Origin of the sequence: Stenotrophomonas sp. 59 (assembly GCF_030291095.1) — a bacterium.
GTDB lineage: Bacteria > Pseudomonadota > Gammaproteobacteria > Xanthomonadales > Xanthomonadaceae > Stenotrophomonas > Stenotrophomonas maltophilia_Q.
This window is the reverse complement of the sequence record NZ_CP127408.1, coordinates 3,278,335-3,297,873: the sequence shown is the minus strand read 5'-3', so window position 1 is coordinate 3,297,873 and position 19,539 is coordinate 3,278,335. Positions and strand designations below refer to the sequence as shown.

Here is a 19,539-nt window from a genome sequence, read left to right as displayed (position 1 = left end):
GTCAGGCGACCGGCAGTTCCACCAGACCGCTCTCCACGCAGGCGATCATCTGTTCGCCGCGGGCGGGGGCAGGCACGATGCCGGCAGTGAATGCGGAGAAGGCCGGCAGGATCGTCATCCGGTCACGCAACCAGAATGCGGGGAAGCGCCTTCGCAAGGGCGCCAGAGCGATCTGCGGGTGCAGATGTCCTGCGATCACGTGCAACGCCGCATCGGGCATCGGCTCATGCCGAAGCAGGAACGGCGGCAGGCGGACCGCGTCGTGGATCTGCACTTGAAGCTGTGCATGCGGCAGATGCAGGTCGTGGTTTCCGCGCAGCACGTGCACGTCCAGCGCGGCATTGCGTTCGCGCCAGCCCAGCCAGTGCTGGTACCACGCCGCGCGATGCGCAGGCCCATGCAGGATGTCGCCGAGGATCCACAGTTCGCGGCAGGCATGCGTATCCAGCAGCCGCTGCAGGCGGCACAGGTCGTCAACGGTTCCGCCACGGGGCAGGGCGATGCCGGCACGACGGAAAATATCTGCCTTGCCGAGGTGCAGGTCGGCGATCAGCAGGGCCTGCCGCGCGGGCCAGTACAGTGCGCGGGCGCCGAGCAACCGCATGGGCTCGCCGGCAAGCGGCAGCAGCTGCTCATCGACCATGACGCCGCTCCAGCTGCTGCGCGGCACGCTGCACGCGGGTGCGCCAGTCTTCGTTGCTGAACTGCCCGCGCAGGCGCTCGGCCCACAGCGGGAAGCCCAACGGTGTGAGTGATGCCGGCTGCTGCAGCGACAGCGCCTGTGTGCCGATCCGGTCCAGGACCTGCTGCAGGCCCGGCAGGTCGAGGCTGTCGTGCAGGACTTCGCGCTCGGCCAGTGCCAGCAGCAGGTGATCCGGATCGTGCTCGCGCAGCACATCGTAGAGCAATCCCGCCGAGGCCTGCAGCTGGCGCAGCGAACGCGGCATGCCGCCGGGCAGGCTGGGAACCAGCAGGCCGGCCACGCGCGCGATGCCGCGGAACTGGCGGCGGGCCAGCTCGCCCAGGTTCACCGCCGCACGCAGGTCTTCCAGCAGCTGTTCACGGCTGAACAAGGCGCGCCACTGCGGCAGGTCGAGTTCGATGGCCTGCGCCGGTGCAAGCACCAGGCCGTGATCGTTCACCGCATAGCCGATGCTGTTGCGTTGGCCACGGGTGCAGCGCAGCGCCAGCAACGCGGCCAGGGCTTCGTGCACGTGGCGGCCGGCAAAGGGATAGACGAACAGGAACTGGCCATCGCGGCGCCTCACGTCTTCCACCAGTAGATGATCCGCACCGGGGCGCGCCGACAACTGCGCCTGCAATGCCAGCAGCGGCGCCAGCCAGCGTGACTCGGCGCTGTCATCGGAACCGGACAGGACCGCTTCCAGTTCACGGCCGAGCGCCATCGACAGCGGCAGCTGGCCGCCCTGCCAGCGCGGCACGACGCCGTCACCGCGTCCGCGCGCCAAGCGCACGAAGGCGGTCATGTCACGCAGCTGCACCAGTTCCAGCAGGCGCCCGGCGAACTGGAAGCGATCGCCCCGGCGCAGGCGGCTGGCGAACTGTTCCTCCACCGCACCGAGCCCACCACCGCGCAGGAACTGCACGCGCACGCTGCCATCGCTGCTGATGGTGCCGATCGACAAGCGGTGGCGCAGCGCCTGGCGGCGATCATGCATGCGGTAGCTGCCATCGGCATCGCGCACGACCTTGTGGAAATCCGGATACTGCGCCAGCGCCTGCCCACCCTGCACGATGAACTCCAGCACGGCCTGCCATTGTTCATCGCCCAGCGTGGCGAAGGCATGCGTGCGACGCACCTGCGCCAGCAGCGCATCACTGTCGAAGCCACCAGCGAGCGCGCGGCTGACCGCATGCTGTGCCAGCACGTCGAGTGACAGCGTCGGTGGCGGACGCGCTTCAACCACGCCGTCGTGCAGTGCGCGGCGCACCGCCGCATATTCGGCCAGTTCCAGTGCGTGGCTGGGAATGCAGACGATGGCACCGCTGGCGCCGGGACGATGGCGTGCTCGCCCGGCGCGCTGGCGCAGCCGCGCCACGCCCTTGGGGCTGCCCAGCTGCAGTACCTGTTCCACCTCCGGGAAATCCACGCCGAGATCGAGGCTGGAGGTCGCCACCACGCAGCGCAACGTGCCTGCGCGCAGGCCGTCCTCCACCTGCTGGCGCAGGGCCGGGTCCAGCGAGCCGTGATGCAGCGCCAGCGTGTCCGCATCTTCCGGCCATACCGCTGCCAGCGCCTGGTGCCACAGCTCGGCCTGTGCGCGGGTGTTGGTGAACAGCAGGCTGCTGCGTGCGGCCATCAGCGCATCCAGCACGCGTGGCAGCTGCGCCAGCCCGAGGTGGCCGGCCCACGGGAAGCGTTCGCCGGGTGCGGGCAGCAGGCTGCGCACGCTGATCGCACGCGGGCGCACGCCCTGCACGATCGGCGCGTCCGGTTGGCCGGGCAACAGCACGTCGCGGGCCTGCGCCAGGTTGCCCAGCGTGGCCGACAGTCCCCATAGCTGCAGGGACGGGGCGGCGTCGCGCAGCACCGCCAGGTTCAGCTGCAGCAGCACGCCACGCTTGTTGCCCAGCAGTTCGTGCCATTCGTCCACCACCACGCAGCGCAGCTGGCGCATGCGCGGCAGCGTGTCGGGATAGCTCAGCAGCAGTGCCAGTGATTCGGGCGTGGTCACCAGCACGTCGACCCGGCCCTCGCGCGCCTGCCGGCGCTCGCGGCTGCTGGCATCGCCGCTGCGCAGGCCGACCCGCCAGCCCAACCCCAGCCCGTCGATCACCGTCTGCAGTGCACGTGCGGTATCACTGGCCAAGGCGCGGAGCGGCGTCACCCACAGCACCTGCAGCGGCCGCACCGCACTGGCCCGACGCGGTGCCGGCGGCGGATCGAGCATCGCCTGCAGCAGCGGGCCGCCGAACATGGCCAGCGTCTTGCCGCTGCCGGTGGGCGTGTGCAGCAGACCGGAGTCGCCCGCCAGATAGTGCCGCCACATCGCGCGCTGGAACGGCAGCGAGCGCCAACCGCGCGCGGCGAACCAGTCTTCCAGCCGGCGCAACGCCTGGCGGCGGGTCATCGCGCCAGCGCCTGCAGCGTGGCCAGCCGGTCGGCTTCGACAGCAGGCTTGTCGTGGCGCCAGCGCAGGATGCGCGGAAAGCGCACGGCGATACCGGATTTGTGCCGGCTGCTGCGGTTGACCTCCTCGAAGCCCAGTTCGAATACCTGTTCGGCACGCACGCTGCGCACCGGGCCAAACCGTTCGCGGGTGTTGGCGCGGATCCAGCGGTCGAGGGCCAGGATTTCCTTGTCGTCCAATCCCGAATAGGCCTTGGCCACCGGCACCAGCGTGTCGCCGTCCCAGACCCCGAAGGTGTAATCGGTGTACAGCGTGCTGCGCCGTCCATGGCCGGCCTGCGCGTACAGCAGCACCGCATCGATGGTCAGCGGATCGACCTTCCATTTCCACCAGTCGCCGCGCCGTCGCCCCGACTGGTAGGTGGACGTGCGACGTTTCAGCATCAACCCTTCCACGCCCCGCTCGCGGGAGGCCTCCCGCAATGCGGCGGCCTGCACCCAGTCTTCCGCGGGTACGTCGGGCGACAGCTGGATGCGCGTATCGCCCAGGGCACCGATGACCTCGGCCAACTGTGCTCGCCGTTGCTGCAGCGGCAGCCCGCGCAGATCCTCGCCCTCGCGTTCCAGCAGGTCGTACGCCAGTACGCGCACCGGCGTATTGCGCAACGTCGCCGCGCCCGGCTTGCGGCGCTGGATGCGGGTCTGCAGCGCGGTGAACGCGCGCGGCAGGTTGCCGGCTTCGTCCCATGCCAGCAGCTCACCGTCCAGCACGCAGCCCTCCGGCAGCGCCAGCGCTGCGTGCTCGATCTCGGGGAAGCGGCCATCCAGTCGTTCCTCGCCGCGGGACCACAGCGCCACCTCGCCGCGGCGGCGCAGCAGCTGCAGGCGGATGCCGTCCCATTTCCACTCCAGCAGCCAGTCGTCGATGGGCCCGAGGCGCTCGGCAGGGTCGCCTTCGAGCGGCGAGGCGAGGAAGAACGGATAGGGCTGCTGCCGGTCCGATGGCAGCTCGTCCGGCGACAGCAGCTCGGACAGCACACCCGGCGAGGGCACCCACTCGCCGAGCATGCGCTGGGCAATGCGTGCGATGTCCAGGCCGGACCATTCGGCCAGCGCCTGCTGTACCTGGCGTTGCGAAACACCCACCCGCAGGGCGCCTGTCAGCAGCTTGTTGAACACCAGTCGTTCGCTGGCCGGCAATTGTCGCCACCCCGCGAGCACGGCGGCCCGGCGTTCCTCCTCCGGCCGGTTGGCGACGGCCAGCAGGTGCTGTTCGATCCAGTCGGCCAGCGGGCGGTCGGGGGCAACCTGCGCCGGGTCATCCAGCAGCAGGGTCAACGTTTCGGCCAGGTCGCCCACCTGCGCATAGCTGTCCTCCACCAACCATGGCGGCAGGCCTGATTCCTCGCTCACCCACGCGCGCAGTTCGCCGCTGGCGGCGATCTTCCGGCGTGCGCCGCCCACCTTGCCGCCGCTGAGCAGGTACATCGCCCACGCCGCGTCATGCACGCGCGCCTGGCGGAAGTAGTCGACCAGCGCCGCACGCTTGTCCAGCGTGGCGGTGCTGCGGTCCAGGCGCTGGTAGAGCGCGGCGAAGCTCTTCATTCCTCGCTCCCGAAATCGGTGCGGAAGGCTTCAGCCGCCACGCCGCGCTCGCGCAGGAACGGAATCAACGCATCGGTATTGCCATGGGTGGCGATGACCCGCCGTGCGCCGGTCTGTTCGATGGTCTGCAGCAGCGCGGGCCAATCAGCGTGATCGGAAATGACGAAGCCACGGTCGACGTTGCGTCGCCGCCGATTGCCGCGCAGCTGCATCCAGCCCGAGGCGAACCCCAGTTGATGCGGTCCGAAGCGGCGCATCCATGGCGTGCCTGCGGCCGAGGGCGGGGCCAGGATCAGCTGGCCGGCGGCATCGGGATGTCGCCCCTGTTCGGCCACGGTAAGCGTCTCCAGCATCGGCACGCCGGCCTGCCGATAGACCGCCACGCCATTGGCGATCGCGCCATGCAGCCAGGCCGGGCGGTCGTCCAGTGGCAACAGCTCGGCCAGCACCCGCTGCGCCTTGCCGAGTGCATAGCACAGCAGGATCGCCGCTTCGCCACGTTGTTCGCATTCGCGGCGCCACGCCACGATTTCCGCAGCCACCGCAGGCGTGTCCGGCCAGCGATAGATCGGCAGCGCGAACGTCGCTTCGGTAATGAACGTATCGCAGGGCACCACTTTGAAGGGCGTGCAGGTCGGGTCCGGTTGGCGCTTGTAGTCGCCGGACGCCACCCAGACCTGTTCGCCATCGTCGATGCGCACCTGCGACGAGCCGAGCACATGGCCGGCAGGATGCAGCGATACCTGCACCCGGCCCAGGCGGAACGGCACGCCTTCGGCATGCACCTGCACCGGCACATCGCCCAGCCGCCAGCGCAGGATGGGCAGGCTGCCTTCGCTGCAGTGGTACTCGCCCATGCCCGGGCGCGCGTGATCGCCGTGGCCATGGGTGATGACCGCGCGCGGGACCGGGCGCCACGGGTCGATATGGAATTCGCCAGCTGCGCAGTACAGCCCTTCCGGGCGCAGCACCACCAGATCATCATTGCCTGCCATGCGGCCACTGTGGCGTGCGTCTCGTGCACGGGGTGAGAACCGGCCTGAACACGGGCTTGGCGGTGCATGCGGCACAATCGGACCGCATACCTCTTGCCGCCAGGATGGACCGGATGAGTGGACCCAGCTTCAGCATCAACGCGCCGTTTGAAACCCATGTGGTGCTGAACCAGCCGCCACCGTTCGCGGGCCGCCAGCTGTGGACCGACGATGTGGCGTTGACGGAGGCGGTGCAGCGTGAGGGGGGCGGTGCCTTCGCGCCACGCCTGGCCGTGTACGGGGCACTGGCCGGCGACGAGTTGTACCGGCTCGGCTTTGACGCCAACCGTGATCGCCCGCGCCTGCGCACGCACGATGCGCAGGGCCATCGCATTGATACGGTCGAGTTCCATCCTGCGTACCACCAGCTGATGGCCGCAGCGAAGCAGCATGGCGTGGCGGGCTTGTCCTGGCATGAGCCGCAGTCCGGCGCGCATGTGGCGCGTGCGGCACTGAGCTATCTGCACCACCAGGCCGAAGCCGGTACCAGTTGCCCCTTGACCATGACCCATGCGGCGGTGGCAGTGCTTCAGTCGCAGCCGCACCTGGCCGAATGGGCGCGCAAGGCCGCCGCGCCGGTCTATGACCCGCGTGATGTGCCCGTGGCGGACAAAGCCGGCATCACTCTGGGCATGGGCATGACCGAGAAGCAGGGCGGTTCGGATGTGCGCGCAAACAGCACGCGCGCCGAGCCGATCGATGGCGAACGCTACCGCCTGGTCGGCCACAAGTGGTTCTTCTCCGCGCCGATGTGCGATGGCTTCCTGGTGCTGGCGCAGGCGCCGGGCGGACTGACCTGCCTGTTGATGCCGCGCCGCTTGGCCGACGGTGACCGCAATGCGTTCCGGCTGATGCGGCTGAAGGACAAGCTCGGCGACTGGGCCAATGCGTCCAGCGAGGTCGAGTTCTGTGGCGCGCAGGCATGGCGTGTGGGCGAAGAAGGGCGTGGCGTGGCGACCATCATCGGCATGGTGATGATGACCCGCCTGGACTGCATGCTGGGTGCGGCCGCGGAGATGCGCATGGCGCTGGCGCAGGCGCTGCATCATGCACGCCATCGGCGCACCTTCGGCAAGTTGTTGGTGGAGCATGCGTTGATGGCCAATGTGCTGGCCGACCTGGCGCTGGAGTCGGAAGCGGCAACCGTGTTGGCGATGCGCATCGCGCGGGCGGTGGATCGCGCCGGCGAGGATGCCAGCGAAGCCGCGTTGGCGCGGCTGGGGACTGCACTGGGCAAGTACTGGTTGTGCAAGCGCGCGCCGTCCTTCGTCAACGAAGCGCAGGAATGCCTGGGCGGTGCGGGTTACGTTGAGGAGTCGATGCTGCCGAGGCTGTACCGCCAGGCGCCGTTGAATTCGATATGGGAAGGCAGCGGCAACATCCAGTGCCTGGACGTCCTGCGCGCGCTGTCACGCGAGCCGGAAGCAATGGCGGCATTGCGCAGCGAGCTGGCCGCGGTGGCCGATCTCGATGCGCGTTATGCAGCTGCATTGCAGCGTTGGGCAGCGGCGCCAGCGCCTGGGGAATCGCAGGCGCGGCTGTTCTGCGAGCGCACTGCGCTGCTGCTGCAGGCGGCGCTGCTGCTGCGTGCGCGCAGTCCAATGGCGGAGGCGTTCGTGCGCAGCCGGTTGGACGGGGAGCACGGGCTGGCATTCGGGACGCTGCCGGCGGGATTGGATCTGTCGGTGATGCTGGCGCGCGCGATGCCGTAGGGGACGGCCAGCGGCGGAGCCCCTCGTGGTGGGCGCTGATATCGGCGGAGGCCGCGCGAGTGGGTTGCGCAGGGGACGCCGTGAACCCGTCCTTGGGGGCTTGGCCGCGGCATCCATGCCGCGGACACCCCTGCGCAACCCACTCGCGCGGCCTTGGACACTTTCCGCGCGCGTCCACCACGGAATCAACAGAGAAGGCGGAGAGCGAAAAGCGAAAAGCGAAAAGCCGCGGCAGTGCCGCGGCTTTTCCTGTAACGCCGGGCGCATGCCCGGCTGGCCGGTAGCGCCGGGTCATACCCGGCGAACGCGGAGGCCTCAGTGCTTGGCTTCTTCCTTGGCGGCATTTGCCTTCGCGTCGTTGGCGACATCGCGGGCCTTGTCGGCGACCTTCTGCGCGGCGTTGGCGGTGGCGTCGCTGGCATGCGCAGCGGCGTCGGTTGCGGCGTCCTTGGCTTTGTCGGCGGCGTTGGCAGTGGCGTCTGCGGCCTTGTCCAGCGCCTGCTGGGTATCGGCGGCGGCCTGCTCGGAAGCGGCGGCGGTCTTGTCGGCGGCTTCGCGGGTGGCGGCAGCAGCCTTGTCGACGGCGTCGCGGGCGGCAGCGCCGGCGCTGTCGGCCGCCTGCTGCGCGTCCTGCTTGGCCTGTTCGGCTTCCGGGCCCTTGCAGGCGGCCAGGGCCAGCAGCAGGGAGGCGGCCAGCAGGGTGGTGGTGATCGGACGAATCTTCATGGCGGTCTCCGGCACTGCAATGGATGGGGACGCCAGCCTATTCATGCCGTTGTGAAGACCGGGTCGCGATGCAGGGGCTTGATCGCCGGCATCCACGCAAAGAAAAAGCCGCTGGCGAACCAGCGGCTTTTCCAGAACAGCGTGAAGAAAGAAGTTATTACTTCTTGGCTTCTTCAGCAGCGTCCTTGGCCTTCTCAGCGGTGCCTTCAGCAGCCTTGGCAGCGTCAGCAGCGGCGCCGGCAGCGGCGTCGGTGGCAGCAGCGCCAGCCTGGGCAGCAGCGTCGACCGAAGCGTCAGCAGCGGTGGCGGCGGTGTCAGCGGCCTGCTGGGCAGCGTCGGCGGTCTGGGCGCCAGCAGCGGCGGCCTGGTCGGCAGCAGCCTGGGCTTCGGTGGCGGCTTCGTTGGCCGAAGCAGCGGCGTCCTGGGCAGCTTCCTGCTTCGAGCAGGCGGCCAGGGCCAGAGCCAGGGACATCGCGACCAGCAGCTTGTTGATGCTCATTGTGTAAATCCTCGTCGTTAGAATTAGGCAACGCGCATGCTGCGCGCCGACAACATGATGACAAGCCAAGATTGGGTGTCAAGCGATCCCGCATTCATTTTTGCGAAATCATCGTTAAATCTTTTTAAATCAATTCGATGGCGATTGCCGTTGCTTCGCCGCCGCCGATGCAGAGGGTGGCAATGCCGCGCTTGCCACCACGCGTGCGCAGAGCGTTGACCAAGGTCACCACGAGACGTGCGCCGGAGGCACCGATGGGATGACCCAGTGCGCAGGCGCCGCCATTCACGTTGAGCTTGTCGTGAGGGATGCCCAGTTCGCGCATCGGGGCCATCGCCACCACAGCGAAGGCTTCGTTGATTTCGAACAGATCGACCTGGTCCAGCGACCAGCCGGTCTTGTCCAGCAGCTTGTGCAGCGCGCCGATCGGGGCGGTGGTGAACCACTCCGGTTCCTGCGAGTGGGTGGCGTGGCCGACGATGCGGGCCAGCGGCGTGATGCCTCGCGCGGCGGCGTCCTCTTCGGTCAGCAGCACCACCGCGGCGGCGCCGTCGGAAATGCTGGAGGAACTGGCGGCGGTCACGCTGCCATCCTTCTTGAAGGCCGGACGCAGGGTCGGGATCTTGGCGATGTCGGAGCGCCCCGGCTGCTCGTCGGTAGCGACCTCGACCTCACCCTTGCGGGTGGCGACCTTCACCGCGACGATTTCATCGGCAAACGCACCATTGGCCTGGGCAGCCTGCGCCCGCTTGACCGACTCGATCGCATAGGCGTCCTGCTCTTCGCGGCTGAACTGGTACTTGTCCACCGCGCACTCGGCGAATTCACCCATTGCCTTGCCGTCGTAGGCGTTGACCAGGCCATCGTGGGCCATGTGGTCGACCGCCTGGAAGTTGCCGAAACGGTTGCCGGTACGCGAGTTTGGCAGCATGTGCGGGGCGTTGGACATCGATTCCATGCCGCCGGCGACCACGATGCTGGCCGAGCCGGCCTTGATCAGGTCATGACCGAGCATGATGGTCTTCATGCCCGAGCCGCACACCTTGTTCAGCGTGGTGGCACCGGCCGACAGCGGGATGCCGGCGGCGATCGCCGCCTGGCGGGCGGGCGCCTGGCCGAGGTTGGCCGGCAGCACGCAGCCCATCAGGACTTCAGAAACGTCGCTGGCCGGGACACCCGATTGTTCCAGGGCGGCGGCGATGGCGGCCGCGCCGAGGGTCGGGGTCGGCACGCCGTTGAACTGGCCGAGGAAGGAGCCGATGGCGGTGCGCTTGGCGGCGGCGATGACGATGTTGGACATGGCAATCTCGTTGATGCGTAAGCAATGTTCGGAAAGGAGACCGGAGGCCGTTGGATGCGCCCCGGTTTCCCGGCAGACTGCGTGGGGGTCGGCCCAAGTATAGAGGGTCGGGGAGGGCTGCCGCTGTGCGGCGCCGAACGCCTGCCGGGATGAAGGCAGGCCAACGTTCACGGGAAGGAATCGATGGAACGCACGATGATGGTGAGGTCTGTGCTGGCAACCGCGCTGGCGATGGCGCTGACGGCCTGTGGCGGCGGCGGCGGAGGCGGCAGCAACGTGCGTGTCGACCCGCCCCCGACCACGCCGACACCTCCGACCACGCCTCCCCCGACGACACCACCGCCGGCCAAGCCGCAGGAGCCGGCCTTTGATGCGCATCTTTCAGTCACCAACGCGCGCGCCGCACAGGCCGCCGGCCTGACCGGGCAGGGCGTGCGCATCGGCATCGTCGATTCGGGCGTGCAGCGCAATGCGGTGGCCTTGAATGGTCGCGTGCTGGCCAACTTCAATTACATCGATCCGGCCAGGAACAACCTGGGGGTTGATGACGTGGTCGGGCATGGCACTGCCGTGGCCAGCCTCGCTGCCGGTGCAGCAGTGGGAAGCTGGCCGGGCGGTATCGCGCCAGGTGCGCAGATCGTCTCGGCACGGATCATTTCCGACAAGCCGCCGACCGATGACGGCAGTGGCCAGGGCAATGCCTTCAGTGGGCCGCTGGGCGTGGCCCAGGTCCACCAGGACCTGATCAGCTACAACGTGAAGGTGATGAACAACTCGTGGGGCGGCCTGTACTGGACCGACCTGCCGACCACCGCGCAGGTGGCCGCCGAGTACCGGCCGTTCGTGATCAACCACGGCGGCCTGGTGGTGTTTGCCGCCGGCAATGACGGCCGCAGCGAGCCGAGCAGCCTGGCCGCGCTGCCCAGCCAGAAGGGCGTGGCAGGCACGCTTCCGGCGGCCGACCTGGAGCGCGGCTGGCTGGTGGCCACGGCGGTGGACCCGTATACGCCGGGCACGCTGGCCAGCTATTCGAATGCCTGCGGCCAGGCGGCCCGCTACTGCCTGGCGGCGCCGGGCAGCGCGGTGTACCCGGATGCCAATGGTGGCAGCTACTACTGGAACTACGGTACGTCGTTCGCCGCGCCGCTGGTCTCCGGTGCGGCTGCGCTGGTCTGGCAGCGCTTCCCCTACTTCAACAACGATCTGGTGCGGCAGACCCTGCTGGGGACCGCCAAGGACATCGGCGCGCCCGGTGTGGATCCGGTGTTCGGCTATGGCCTGCTCGACATCGGTCGCGCGATCAATGGTCCCGGCCGCTTCGACTGGGGTGATGTGGCCGCCAATGTGGATGCGGGTTCGACCGGTTCGACGTGGAGCAACGACATCACCGGCAGCGGTGGCCTGGTCAAGCAGGGGGACGGCAAGCTGGTGCTGACCGGCAACAACGGTTACACCGGTGCCACCCGTGTCGAGCGCGGCATCCTGGCGCTGCAGAACGGAGGCGTGATCCGTTCCAACGTGACGATCCTCGCCCAGCCTGACCCGGATTCCACCGGTCTGCAGTTCAACGGTGGCACGCCGCGGGTGATCGGCAACGTGGTCAACGGCGGCAGCGTGTTCCTCACCACCGGCAACACCACCGGCACCATCGAGGGCAACTATACCCAGCAGCCCGGCGCGCAGCTGATGATCGCCCTTGGCGCCAACGCCCTGCAGGTCACCGGCAGCGCAACGATCAATGGCAGTGTGCGCGTGCATGGCTTCGTCTCCGGCTATGTGCCGCAGAACGGAACCCGCCAGGACCTCATTCACGCCGCGGGGGGGCTGAACGGCATCTTCAGTACCGAGGCCACGTCCACCGGCCTGCAGGGACTGACCCTGGTGGCGCCCACTTATGGCTACGACCGCAACAACGCCTGGTTGAACGTGACCCAGGTCAGCGTCACCGCCGCAGCCAGCGGGCTGAGCGCTTCCGCACAGGTGGCCGCGCAGCGCCTGGAAGGCGCATTCGCAGTGCTCGACGGCAACACCGGCCTGCAGGGATCGCCCTTCGGTGCGGCAGCCGGTGCGCTGCAGTGGACCGGCGGCGGCCAGCAGGGCCTGGCCGACAGCCTGCAGAGCCTGTCCGGCCAGGCGCATGCGCGCGCCGAGGCCGCCACCTTCGACAGCATCGACATGTCGCGACGTGCGATTGCCGAGCGCTTCGACCGCGTGCAGGCCACCCCGCGCCTGCGGGGCACCTGGCAGAGCGCGTTGGGCGAGGCCGGGCAGGGCAGCTTTGCCGGCAACAGCGCAGACAGCCGTGGCTGGATGGCCGGACAGGATCTGCCGCTGGGCGGCAACGGCCTGATGGGCGTTGCCTTCGGCGAGACCCGCAGCAATGGTGGCAGCAGTTTCGGCGGTGATCGTGGGCGTGACCGCCAGGCGCAGGCACAGTTGTACGCTGGCTGGAGCCTGGGCCGAGGCTATGCGCTGGCCCAGTTCGGCAGTGGCCAGTTCACCCGCGCGCTGGATCGCCAGCTGCTGCTGGGTGCGGGCGTCTACGGTGTCTCGGCGCGTTACGGCGGGCGTTTCAGCAGCGCCAGCGTGGAAGGCGGATATCGGCTGGGCCGCGCAGGCGCTTCGTTGACGCCCTACCTTGGTGCCAGCACTACGCGTGTCGATACCGATGCGTTCAATGAGCTGGGCGGTTTCGGCTTCGGCCTGCGGGGTGATGCCACCCGGGTGCAGCGCAGCCAGATGCTGGCCGGCATCCGCGGCGAGCGTGGATGGGGGCGTTGGACCCTGCGTGGACACGCCGAGTGGCAGCAGCGGCTGGACGGCGGTGACGCCGATTGGCAGGCCAGTTTTGTCGGCGTGGATGCATGGGCGCCGCTGGCAGGCTGGAATGCGCCGCGTGGCAGTGCGCTGATCGGCCTGGCGCTGGAATCGTGGTGGGGCCGCAATGGCCGCTTGAGCCTGGGCTTCGACCAGCGTATCGGTGGCGAGGGCGCGCGGCAGGCTGCGTTGCGCTACAGCACCGGGTTCTGAGCAATCGGTCGCGCCGGGAAGACTCCCGGCGCGACGTCTGCAGGCTCAGCCGCCGCGCAGGTTGCCCAGGCGCGGCGTGCTGCGGCCCAGCGGCATCTTCAGCTTGCCGATCGACAGGATGCGGCTTTCGGCGATGCGGTCGGCCGCGCGCTGCGGCGCGATGTTCTCGCGCTGCGACAGTTCGAAGATGCGGGTGAGGTTGTGGTAGATGCTGCGGATCAGGCGCATCGCACGTTCGCGGTTGTAGCCATCGATCTCCAGCGACACGTTCATCACGCCACCGGCGTTGACCGCATAGTCCGGCGCATACAGGATGCCGCGCGCATGCAGTTCGTCGCCGATTTCCAGGCTCGACAGCTGGTTGTTGGCGGTGCCGCAGATGATCCTGGCCTTGATCCGCGGCAGGGTGTCGGCGTTGATCGCGCCTTCCAGCGCGCACGGCGCGAACACGTCGGCGTTCACTTCGTGGATCTCGTCCGGCTTGACCGCCTCGGCGCCGAAATCGCTGACCGCGCGATCGACCAGCGCACTGTCCAGGTCGGTGACGTACAGCTTGGCGCCACGGTCACGCAGCAGCTTCACCAGCTCCATGCCGATGTGGCCCAAGCCCTGCACCGCGATGCTGGTCTTGCCCACTTCCTCGTGGCCGAACTTGAAGCGCATCGCCGCCATCAGCGCCTGCAGCGCACCGTAGGCGGTGAAAGGCGCCGGATCGCCGGAGCCGCCGTGGACCTGGTGCACGCCGGTCACGAACTGGCTCTCCAGGTAGATGTTCTCCATGTCGTTGACGTCGGTGCCAACGTCCTCGGCGGTGATGTAGCGGCCGCCCAGCGAATCGACGTAGCGGCCGAAGGCGCGGAACAGCACCTCGGTCTTGTCCGTCTTCGGGTCGCCGATGATCACCGCCTTGCCGCCGCCCACGTTGAGCCCGGCCAGCGCATTCTTGTAGGTCATCGTCCGGCTCAACCGCAGCGCATCGGCCAGCGCCTCGTCGGTGCTGGCGTAAGGGCGCATGCGCACGCCGCCCAGGGCCGGGCCCAGGGTGGTGTTGTGGATGGCGATGATCGCCTTCAGGCCGGCATCGTGGTTGTGGCAGAACACCACTTGTTCGTGGCCGGTGGTGGCGAGGGTTTCGAATAGCATGGCGTCTCCGATGGCGCGAACAGCGGCGAACTGCAGCGAACGGCCAGTGAACGGTAGGGTCCCAAAACAAAAAAAGCGACGTCGTCAGTGCAGGGGGACGGGTCGCGCGGCGCCATTCTAGTCCATTCCCCCGGCCGCTGCCGTCGACATCGGCGGCCTTCCGGTTAAAGAAGATGAAAGTGCGGCCGATGCTGCGACGACGGCGGGTGGCCGGATTCGCGTGAAGAGGCAGGGCGGTCAGTGACGGCAAGGGCACCACAACGACAGGGCGGGCGGCGATGAGGCCGGCCTGGTGGCGATCGCTGCGCGCCTGGCTGGCGCGGTCGACCGGGGCGGCTCCGCTGCGCCTGGCGGCCGTATCGCGACAGGCCGTAGCTGCTGCCGCAGCCAGCCTGCAGGGCGAGGCCCTGCAGGCCGGTGAGATCGCCGCGCACCTGCAGCGCGGCCTGCACGCACTGGCCCTGTACCCACGGCTGGCCGGCGAGCCTGCCCCCGTCCAGGATCCGGCACTGGGCGAAGCGGTGGCGCGCGCGCTGCAGGACCGTGACTGGGCCGCCCGGCACCTGCCGCGGCGCCCGCAACTGCTGCCGCAGCTGATCCAGACCGTCAACGACGATGCCGCCTCGGCACGGGTGATGGCGGCGATCATCGGCCAGGACCCGGTGCTGACCGGCAATCTGCTGCGCATCGCCAACAGCCCGGCCTACAAGGTGCATGAGCGGCCGGTGGAAAGCCTGCAGCGTGCGGTGACCCTGGTCGGTACCGAGGGCGTGCGCCAGATCATCAGCGCGGTGCTGGTGCAGCCGGTGATGCAGGTGCAGTGCGGCATGTTTCCGCAGTTCAGCACGATCATCTGGGAACACGCACTGCTGGCTTCGCGTGCGGCCGCCGATCACGCGCGCACGGTCACCTTCGGTGATGCCTTCGCTGCGCAGTGGCTGGGCCTGGTGCAGGGGCTGGGATCAGCGCTGGTGATGCGCCAGTTGCTGCAGGAAGCGCAGGCGCGCGACGAAACCGTGGAGCCGGCGCTGGCCCTGCAACTGCTCCAGCAATGGTCGTTGCCGCTGGCACAACGCGTGGCTGCAGCCTGGGAGCTGCCCGAGCCCGTGCACCAGGCACTGGCGCCGGAGGCCGATGGCCCACTCGCCGACAGCCTGCGTCTGGCCAGCGCTGCGGCGGCGGCCAGCCTGCTGTGCCGGCATGGACATGCCAGCCAGAGCCGCATGCTGGCCCTGCTCGAACAACTGCCGTCGGCGCCGCCGCACGCGCTGCGCTGGATCTGGCGGCGCCTGCATGGGCGCAGCGTGGAGACGCGGGATGACGCCGGCCAGGAAGAGGTCGGTCCGGTGCGCTGAGGGTGGGGTTACAGCTGCGATTCCACCGGCAGCCAGCTGATCACCCGCGCGGTCCAGCGCTTGCCGAGGCCGGCACCGGGCTCTGGTTCCACCCAGTGCGGTGGTGGCTGCCGTTCCAGCCAGCGCAGGTCATCGTCGTGACCGAGCGTCAGCCACCAGCTGTGTTCCGGGCTGGCCAGGCGCAGGTATTCGTTGCGCAGCTGCGCCCCCAGTACGGGGTCGTCGAACAGCACGCCCATCTCGGTATTGAGATAGGCCGAGCGCGGGTCGAGGTTGAACGAGCCGACGAAGCCGCGCCGGTCATCGACCACGAACGCCTTGGTATGCAGGCTGGCGCCACTGCTGCCGAACAGGCTGGTATCGGGCCTGCCGTGTGCCTTCAGTTCGTACAGCTGCACGCCGGCCTTCAGCAGCGGAACGCGGTAGCCCATGTAGCCGCCGTGTACTGCGGCCACGTCGTTGGCGGCCAGCGAGTTGGTGACCACGCCAACCTGTGCACCGCGCGCGGCCAGCGCCGACAGCGCCTGCACGCCATCATGGCCAGGCACGAAGTAGGGGGAGATCAACAGCGCACTGCTGCGGGTGCTGTGCAGTTCGTCGCTGAGGGTGCTGACCAGCCAGCTGCGGCGATCATCGCCACGGTGCTTCATCGGCGGATCGGAGGCGATGCGCACGTTTGCGCTCCAGTGCAGCGGATCCGGGCTGGGGCGTTGCAGGCGGCGTGATTCGGCCACGCGTTGCAGGTAGGGCTGTGCCTTGGCATGCATCGCATCCAGGTCCGACTGGCGTACCAGTTGCTGCAACTGTGCATCGGTATACGAGGCCAGCGCGGAAATCGGGACGGCCGCGCTGCTGTTCCAGTAGTCGTCGAAGATCCGGCTGGCCTGCTGCACCGCCGGCCCGGCCACAACCAGGTCCAGATCCTGGAAGTTCACGTCGTTGCGCGCGCTGAAGTACTCCTCGCCGATGTTGCGGCCACCGACGATCGCAATGCGGCCATCGGCGATCCAGCTCTTGTTGTGCATGCGGTGGTTCACGCTGAAGGCGCGTTGCACCAGCTCCAGCGTGCGCGCGATGCCACTGCGGTTGCGGAACGGGTTGTACAGGCGCAGCTCGATGTTGGGATGCGCATCGAGCGCCATCATCAACGCATCCTTGTCCTTGGCGTTCATGTCGTCGAGCAGGATGCGCACGCGCACGCCGCGCTCTGCGGCGTCGTACAACGCCTTGGCCATCAGGTGGCCGATCAGGTCGTCGTGCCAGATGTAGTACTGCAGGTCCAGGCTGCGGCCGGCCCGCGCGGTGATCATCGCGCGTGCGGCGAAGGCATCCATGCCATCACTGAGGAAGGCCACGCCGGACTTGCCGGGATGGGCGTCCTGCAGCGGCTCGATCTCCCGGTCGATGCGGGTCTGTGCCGGCTGCAGCGGCAGCACCTGCGAGGGCGTGCCCCGTGCCTGCGGGGTGAGATGGTCGGCCAGCAGCAGGCCGGACAGGACCAGCAACAACAGCACGGCAAGGACGATCGCAACGACGCGCAGCAGGCGTCGCCATAAGGGCTTGGACAGGCTCATGCCCCGATGGTAGATCCACGCCGTGCGTGGAAGAAGATCTGCAGGATCAATCTGGGGTCAGAGCCCTTGCCTGCGGCAAGGGATCCGACCCCGGCGGGCGTCACGGATGAGGGCGGATCCCTTTCCACAGGAAAGGGCTCTGACCCCGGAGCCTCAGAAGCGCTCGTCGCTGCCCAGGTAGCGCCACTGGCCCGGCGGCAGCGGCCCCAGCGCCACGCGGCCGATGCGCAGCCGGCGCACCGCGGTCACCTGCAGCCCGGCGGCCGTCACCGCTGCACGCAGGCCCTTGGCGGTGAGCCCCTTGCCGGCGAAGCGCAGCCGCTGTTCGCTCTGCCAGCTGACCTTGCCGCCGCCGGCCTCCTGCTGCAAGCGCGCCATCAACCAGGGCCCGCGCTCTGGGCCGCCCTCGGCCACTTCGATCAGGTATTCCTGTTCGGTGCGGCCCAGGTTGCGTTGCAGATGGGCCAGCGTGGCGGGGTCCTGGCTGACCACCACCAGGCCGCTGTCGCTGGCCGGAAGTGCAGCGGCCAGCTGCAGGCCGTGGAAATGCCGCTGCAGCGGGCGGATGTCGCTGGCATCGAGTTCGCTGCGGCTGTCACTGCTGACCAGCGCGCACAGGGTTTCGGCGGCGACACCGGCGGGCTTGTGCAGCAGCATGCTGGCCCGTTCGGCCTTTTCATCGCTGGCCTGCTCCGCCACTACGATCACCGCGCTGTCATCGACCGGGCGCTGCGGCTGTTCCACTACGTCGCCATTGACCGTCACCCAGCCGCCCTCGATGTAGCGCCGCGCTTCGCCGCGCGGGATACCGAGCAGGGCGGACAGGTGTTTGTCGAGACGGATCGGTTCCATGGCGGGCAGGTCGGGCAGGGGGCGCGCAGTGTAGCTGCTGCGGCCGGTCAGCGCTGGCCGCGGTTGGCCAGCTCGGTCAGGTACAGGCGGGTATCGAACTCCAGCTGCAGGTAATCCGGCTCCATGTGCTGGCACAGCTGGTAGAAGGCCTTGTTGTGGTCGGCTTCCTTCAGGTGGGCCAGCTCGTGCACCACGATCATGCGCAGGAACGCCGCCGGGGCCTGGCGGAACACGGTGGCGATGCGGATCTCGCGGCTGGCCTTGAGGCGGCCACCGTGCACGCGGGAAATGGCGGTGTGGGTGCCCAGCGCATGCTTGATCACCTCCAGCGTGTTGTCGTAGCAGACCTTGTTGAGCGGCACCGATTTGCGCAGGTAGCGATCCTTCAGGTCCTGGGTGTAGTCGTACAGCTGGCGGTCGCTGCGCACCTCGTGCGGGTCGGGGTAGCGCTGCTGCAGCCAGGGGCCGAGCTTGCCCTGCGCCAGCAGTTCGCTGACCTGGGCGACCAGGGGTTCGGGATAGCCGGTGAGGTACTTCAGGACTGCCATGCAGGGGCGGCGGGGCGTCGGTAGAATGGGGCATCCAAGATTACACGCGGTACGCATCGACCATGGCAAAGCCCAACGCGCTGCAGGAACAATTGCTCAAGGCCGGCCTGGCCAAGAAGTCCCAGGCAAGCGCCGCCGCGAGCGCGCAGGCCAAGGCCCGCCAGGGCAAGGCCGAATCGACCTCGGCCGAGGTCCAGCGCGAGGCCGAACGCGCCCGTGTCGAAAAGATCGAGCGCGACCGCGCGCTGGCCGCCGAGCGCAATGCGCAGGCCCGCCAGGCTGAACAGAAAGCCCAGGCCCGGCAGATCATCAGCGCCCACGCTGTGCCCCACAAGGGCGACGACGAGTACCGCTTCAGCGATGGCGCAGCGATCCGCACCCTGCTGATCGACCCCAAGCTGCGCAAGGCGCTGTCGGTCGGCGTGCTGGTCATCGTTGCCCACGGCGACGGTTACGCCCTGTTGCCGCGCGCCGCCGCCGAGAAGGTACGTGAACGCGCCCCGGAGGCGATCATCGTCGACCACGGCCAGCCGGGCTCGACTGCCGAGATCTCCACCGGCAACGCCGAGGACGACGCCTACTACGCCCAGTTCCAGGTACCCGACGACCTGGTCTGGTAATCAAAAAGGGGACGGAGGGGATTAAGTCGCAATCGGCCTGGTCGGATCCGTCCACTTCCTGCTCGGCTTGCTGAAGGCTCGCCGAGCATGGCTCGGCTCAACCCAGGTCTGCTCCTTTGGGCGCGGGTGTATCGTCCCCATATCAGGCGACACACCTGCGGAGGATGGCCATGGCCACCGGTTGGGCGGGAGACGGCGCGGTCCAGGACCAGATCGACGCCACCGTCGACGATGCGATCGCCCGCGCGCGGCGCCAGCTGCGCGAGGGCCCGGGTCTGGAACACTGCGAGGAATGCGACGCGCCGATCCCGTTGGCGCGGCGCCGGGCTGTGCCCGGGGTACGGCTGTGCGTGGCGTGCCAGCAGGCGCATGACGACGAAGCGCAGGCGCATGCCGGCTACAACCGGCGCGGCAGCAAGGACAGCCAGCTGAGGTAAGGGGGTTCGGCAG

Annotated in this window: 16 protein-coding genes; 5 read left to right on the top strand and 11 right to left on the bottom strand. The window is 68.6% G+C overall.

Features of this window, described 5'->3' with window-relative positions; all coding sequences use genetic code 11:
• Position 1: 1 nt before the first annotated feature.
• From pdeM to QP552_RS15325, 4 genes are read right to left on the bottom strand one after another with little or no spacing between them, the layout of a single operon-like run.
• Positions 2–643, bottom strand: coding sequence for a ligase-associated DNA damage response endonuclease PdeM (gene pdeM / locus QP552_RS15340; RefSeq protein WP_286073995.1), 642 nt, complete (start codon positions 641–643; stop codon positions 2–4).
• Positions 633–3,092 carry a ligase-associated DNA damage response DEXH box helicase gene (locus QP552_RS15335; RefSeq protein WP_286073993.1) on the bottom strand — a complete coding sequence of 820 codons (2,460 nt, stop codon included), beginning with the start codon at positions 3,090–3,092 and terminating at the stop codon, positions 633–635. The genes pdeM and QP552_RS15335 overlap by 11 nt, the downstream gene beginning before the upstream one ends.
• Complete coding sequence (locus QP552_RS15330) at positions 3,089–4,696, bottom strand: ATP-dependent DNA ligase (RefSeq protein ID WP_286073991.1); 1,608 nt, start codon at positions 4,694–4,696, stop codon at positions 3,089–3,091. Before QP552_RS15330 ends, QP552_RS15335 begins: the two co-directional genes overlap by 4 nt.
• The gene (locus tag QP552_RS15325) at positions 4,693–5,691 is read right to left on the bottom strand and encodes a ligase-associated DNA damage response exonuclease (protein WP_111110940.1); all 999 of its coding nucleotides are present in this window, start codon (positions 5,689–5,691) and stop codon (positions 4,693–4,695) included. The genes QP552_RS15330 and QP552_RS15325 overlap by 4 nt, the downstream gene beginning before the upstream one ends.
• 113 nt (positions 5,692–5,804) lie before the next feature.
• Here QP552_RS15325 and QP552_RS15320 point away from each other — a divergent pair, with 113 nt between their 5' ends.
• Positions 5,805–7,442, top strand: a complete 1,638-nt coding sequence (locus tag QP552_RS15320; protein WP_111110938.1) for an acyl-CoA dehydrogenase family protein — start codon at positions 5,805–5,807, stop codon at positions 7,440–7,442.
• Positions 7,443–7,757: 315 nt separating this feature from the next.
• Here QP552_RS15320 and QP552_RS15315 read toward each other — a convergent pair whose 3' ends face one another.
• From QP552_RS15315 to QP552_RS15305, 3 genes are all read right to left on the bottom strand, one after another.
• The gene (locus QP552_RS15315) at positions 7,758–8,168 is read right to left on the bottom strand and encodes a hypothetical protein (protein WP_006461120.1); all 411 of its coding nucleotides are present in this window, start codon (positions 8,166–8,168) and stop codon (positions 7,758–7,760) included.
• A 157-nt stretch (positions 8,169–8,325) separates the two neighbouring features.
• On the bottom strand, positions 8,326–8,667 hold the full coding sequence (locus QP552_RS15310; protein WP_004153024.1) for a hypothetical protein: 342 nt from the start codon (positions 8,665–8,667) through the stop codon (positions 8,326–8,328).
• Positions 8,668–8,791: 124 nt separating this feature from the next.
• The gene (locus tag QP552_RS15305; protein WP_106551008.1) at positions 8,792–9,967 is read right to left on the bottom strand and encodes a thiolase family protein; all 1,176 of its coding nucleotides are present in this window, start codon (positions 9,965–9,967) and stop codon (positions 8,792–8,794) included.
• 183 nt (positions 9,968–10,150) lie between these two features.
• On the opposite strand from QP552_RS15305, the gene QP552_RS15300 reads away from it, so the two are divergent.
• A complete protein-coding gene (locus QP552_RS15300) occupies positions 10,151–12,997 on the top strand; it encodes an autotransporter serine protease (protein WP_286073990.1) in 2,847 nt (948 codons plus the stop codon).
• A 45-nt stretch (positions 12,998–13,042) separates the two neighbouring features.
• Here the strand turns inward: QP552_RS15300 and QP552_RS15295 are convergent, their stop codons facing one another.
• Positions 13,043–14,140, bottom strand: a complete 1,098-nt coding sequence (locus QP552_RS15295) for a Glu/Leu/Phe/Val dehydrogenase dimerization domain-containing protein (RefSeq protein WP_286073989.1) — start codon at positions 14,138–14,140, stop codon at positions 13,043–13,045.
• A gap of 278 nt (positions 14,141–14,418) precedes the next feature.
• On the opposite strand from QP552_RS15295, the gene QP552_RS15290 reads away from it, so the two are divergent.
• A complete protein-coding gene (locus tag QP552_RS15290; RefSeq protein ID WP_111110934.1) occupies positions 14,419–15,495 on the top strand; it encodes an HDOD domain-containing protein in 1,077 nt (358 codons plus the stop codon).
• Positions 15,496–15,503: 8 nt separating this feature from the next.
• Here QP552_RS15290 and QP552_RS15285 read toward each other — a convergent pair whose 3' ends face one another.
• From QP552_RS15285 to QP552_RS15275, 3 genes are all read right to left on the bottom strand, one after another.
• Positions 15,504–17,069: a phospholipase D family protein gene (locus QP552_RS15285; protein ID WP_286073988.1), complete on the bottom strand. Its 1,566-nt coding sequence runs from the start codon at positions 17,067–17,069 to the stop codon at positions 15,504–15,506.
• A gap of 153 nt (positions 17,070–17,222) precedes the next feature.
• On the bottom strand, positions 17,223–17,921 hold the full coding sequence (locus QP552_RS15280) for an RNA pseudouridine synthase (RefSeq protein WP_106551003.1): 699 nt from the start codon (positions 17,919–17,921) through the stop codon (positions 17,223–17,225).
• A 47-nt stretch (positions 17,922–17,968) separates the two neighbouring features.
• The gene (locus QP552_RS15275; protein WP_014038064.1) at positions 17,969–18,469 is read right to left on the bottom strand and encodes a M48 family metallopeptidase; all 501 of its coding nucleotides are present in this window, start codon (positions 18,467–18,469) and stop codon (positions 17,969–17,971) included.
• Between the two features lie 62 nt (positions 18,470–18,531).
• Here QP552_RS15275 and QP552_RS15270 point away from each other — a divergent pair, with 62 nt between their 5' ends.
• Both QP552_RS15270 and QP552_RS15265 read left to right on the top strand, forming a co-directional pair.
• Complete coding sequence (locus QP552_RS15270; protein WP_106551002.1) at positions 18,532–19,089, top strand: DUF2058 domain-containing protein; 558 nt, start codon at positions 18,532–18,534, stop codon at positions 19,087–19,089.
• A 170-nt stretch (positions 19,090–19,259) separates the two neighbouring features.
• Complete coding sequence (locus tag QP552_RS15265; protein WP_111110932.1) at positions 19,260–19,526, top strand: DksA/TraR family C4-type zinc finger protein; 267 nt, start codon at positions 19,260–19,262, stop codon at positions 19,524–19,526.
• Positions 19,527–19,539: the final 13 nt, after the last annotated feature.

Bases quoted from the DNA above. Each gene is read 5' to 3' on its own strand.
- pdeM (WP_286073995.1), bottom strand. From the start codon at position 643: ATGGTCGATGAGCAGCTGCTGCCGCTTGCCGGCGAGCCCATGCGGTTG.
- QP552_RS15335 (WP_286073993.1), bottom strand. From the start codon at position 3,092: ATGACCCGCCGCCAGGCGTTGCGCCGGCTGGAAGACTGGTTCGCCGCG.
- QP552_RS15330 (WP_286073991.1), bottom strand. From the start codon at position 4,696: ATGAAGAGCTTCGCCGCGCTCTACCAGCGCCTGGACCGCAGCACCGCC.
- QP552_RS15325 (WP_111110940.1), bottom strand. From the start codon at position 5,691: ATGGCAGGCAATGATGATCTGGTGGTGCTGCGCCCGGAAGGGCTGTAC.
- QP552_RS15320 (WP_111110938.1), top strand. From the start codon at position 5,805: ATGAGTGGACCCAGCTTCAGCATCAACGCGCCGTTTGAAACCCATGTG.
- QP552_RS15315 (WP_006461120.1), bottom strand. From the start codon at position 8,168: ATGAAGATTCGTCCGATCACCACCACCCTGCTGGCCGCCTCCCTGCTG.
- QP552_RS15310 (WP_004153024.1), bottom strand. From the start codon at position 8,667: ATGAGCATCAACAAGCTGCTGGTCGCGATGTCCCTGGCTCTGGCCCTG.
- QP552_RS15305 (WP_106551008.1), bottom strand. From the start codon at position 9,967: ATGTCCAACATCGTCATCGCCGCCGCCAAGCGCACCGCCATCGGCTCC.
- QP552_RS15300 (WP_286073990.1), top strand. From the start codon at position 10,151: ATGGAACGCACGATGATGGTGAGGTCTGTGCTGGCAACCGCGCTGGCG.
- QP552_RS15295 (WP_286073989.1), bottom strand. From the start codon at position 14,140: ATGCTATTCGAAACCCTCGCCACCACCGGCCACGAACAAGTGGTGTTC.
- QP552_RS15290 (WP_111110934.1), top strand. From the start codon at position 14,419: ATGAGGCCGGCCTGGTGGCGATCGCTGCGCGCCTGGCTGGCGCGGTCG.
- QP552_RS15285 (WP_286073988.1), bottom strand. From the start codon at position 17,069: ATGAGCCTGTCCAAGCCCTTATGGCGACGCCTGCTGCGCGTCGTTGCG.
- QP552_RS15280 (WP_106551003.1), bottom strand. From the start codon at position 17,921: ATGGAACCGATCCGTCTCGACAAACACCTGTCCGCCCTGCTCGGTATC.
- QP552_RS15275 (WP_014038064.1), bottom strand. From the start codon at position 18,469: ATGGCAGTCCTGAAGTACCTCACCGGCTATCCCGAACCCCTGGTCGCC.
- QP552_RS15270 (WP_106551002.1), top strand. From the start codon at position 18,532: ATGGCAAAGCCCAACGCGCTGCAGGAACAATTGCTCAAGGCCGGCCTG.
- QP552_RS15265 (WP_111110932.1), top strand. From the start codon at position 19,260: ATGGCCACCGGTTGGGCGGGAGACGGCGCGGTCCAGGACCAGATCGAC.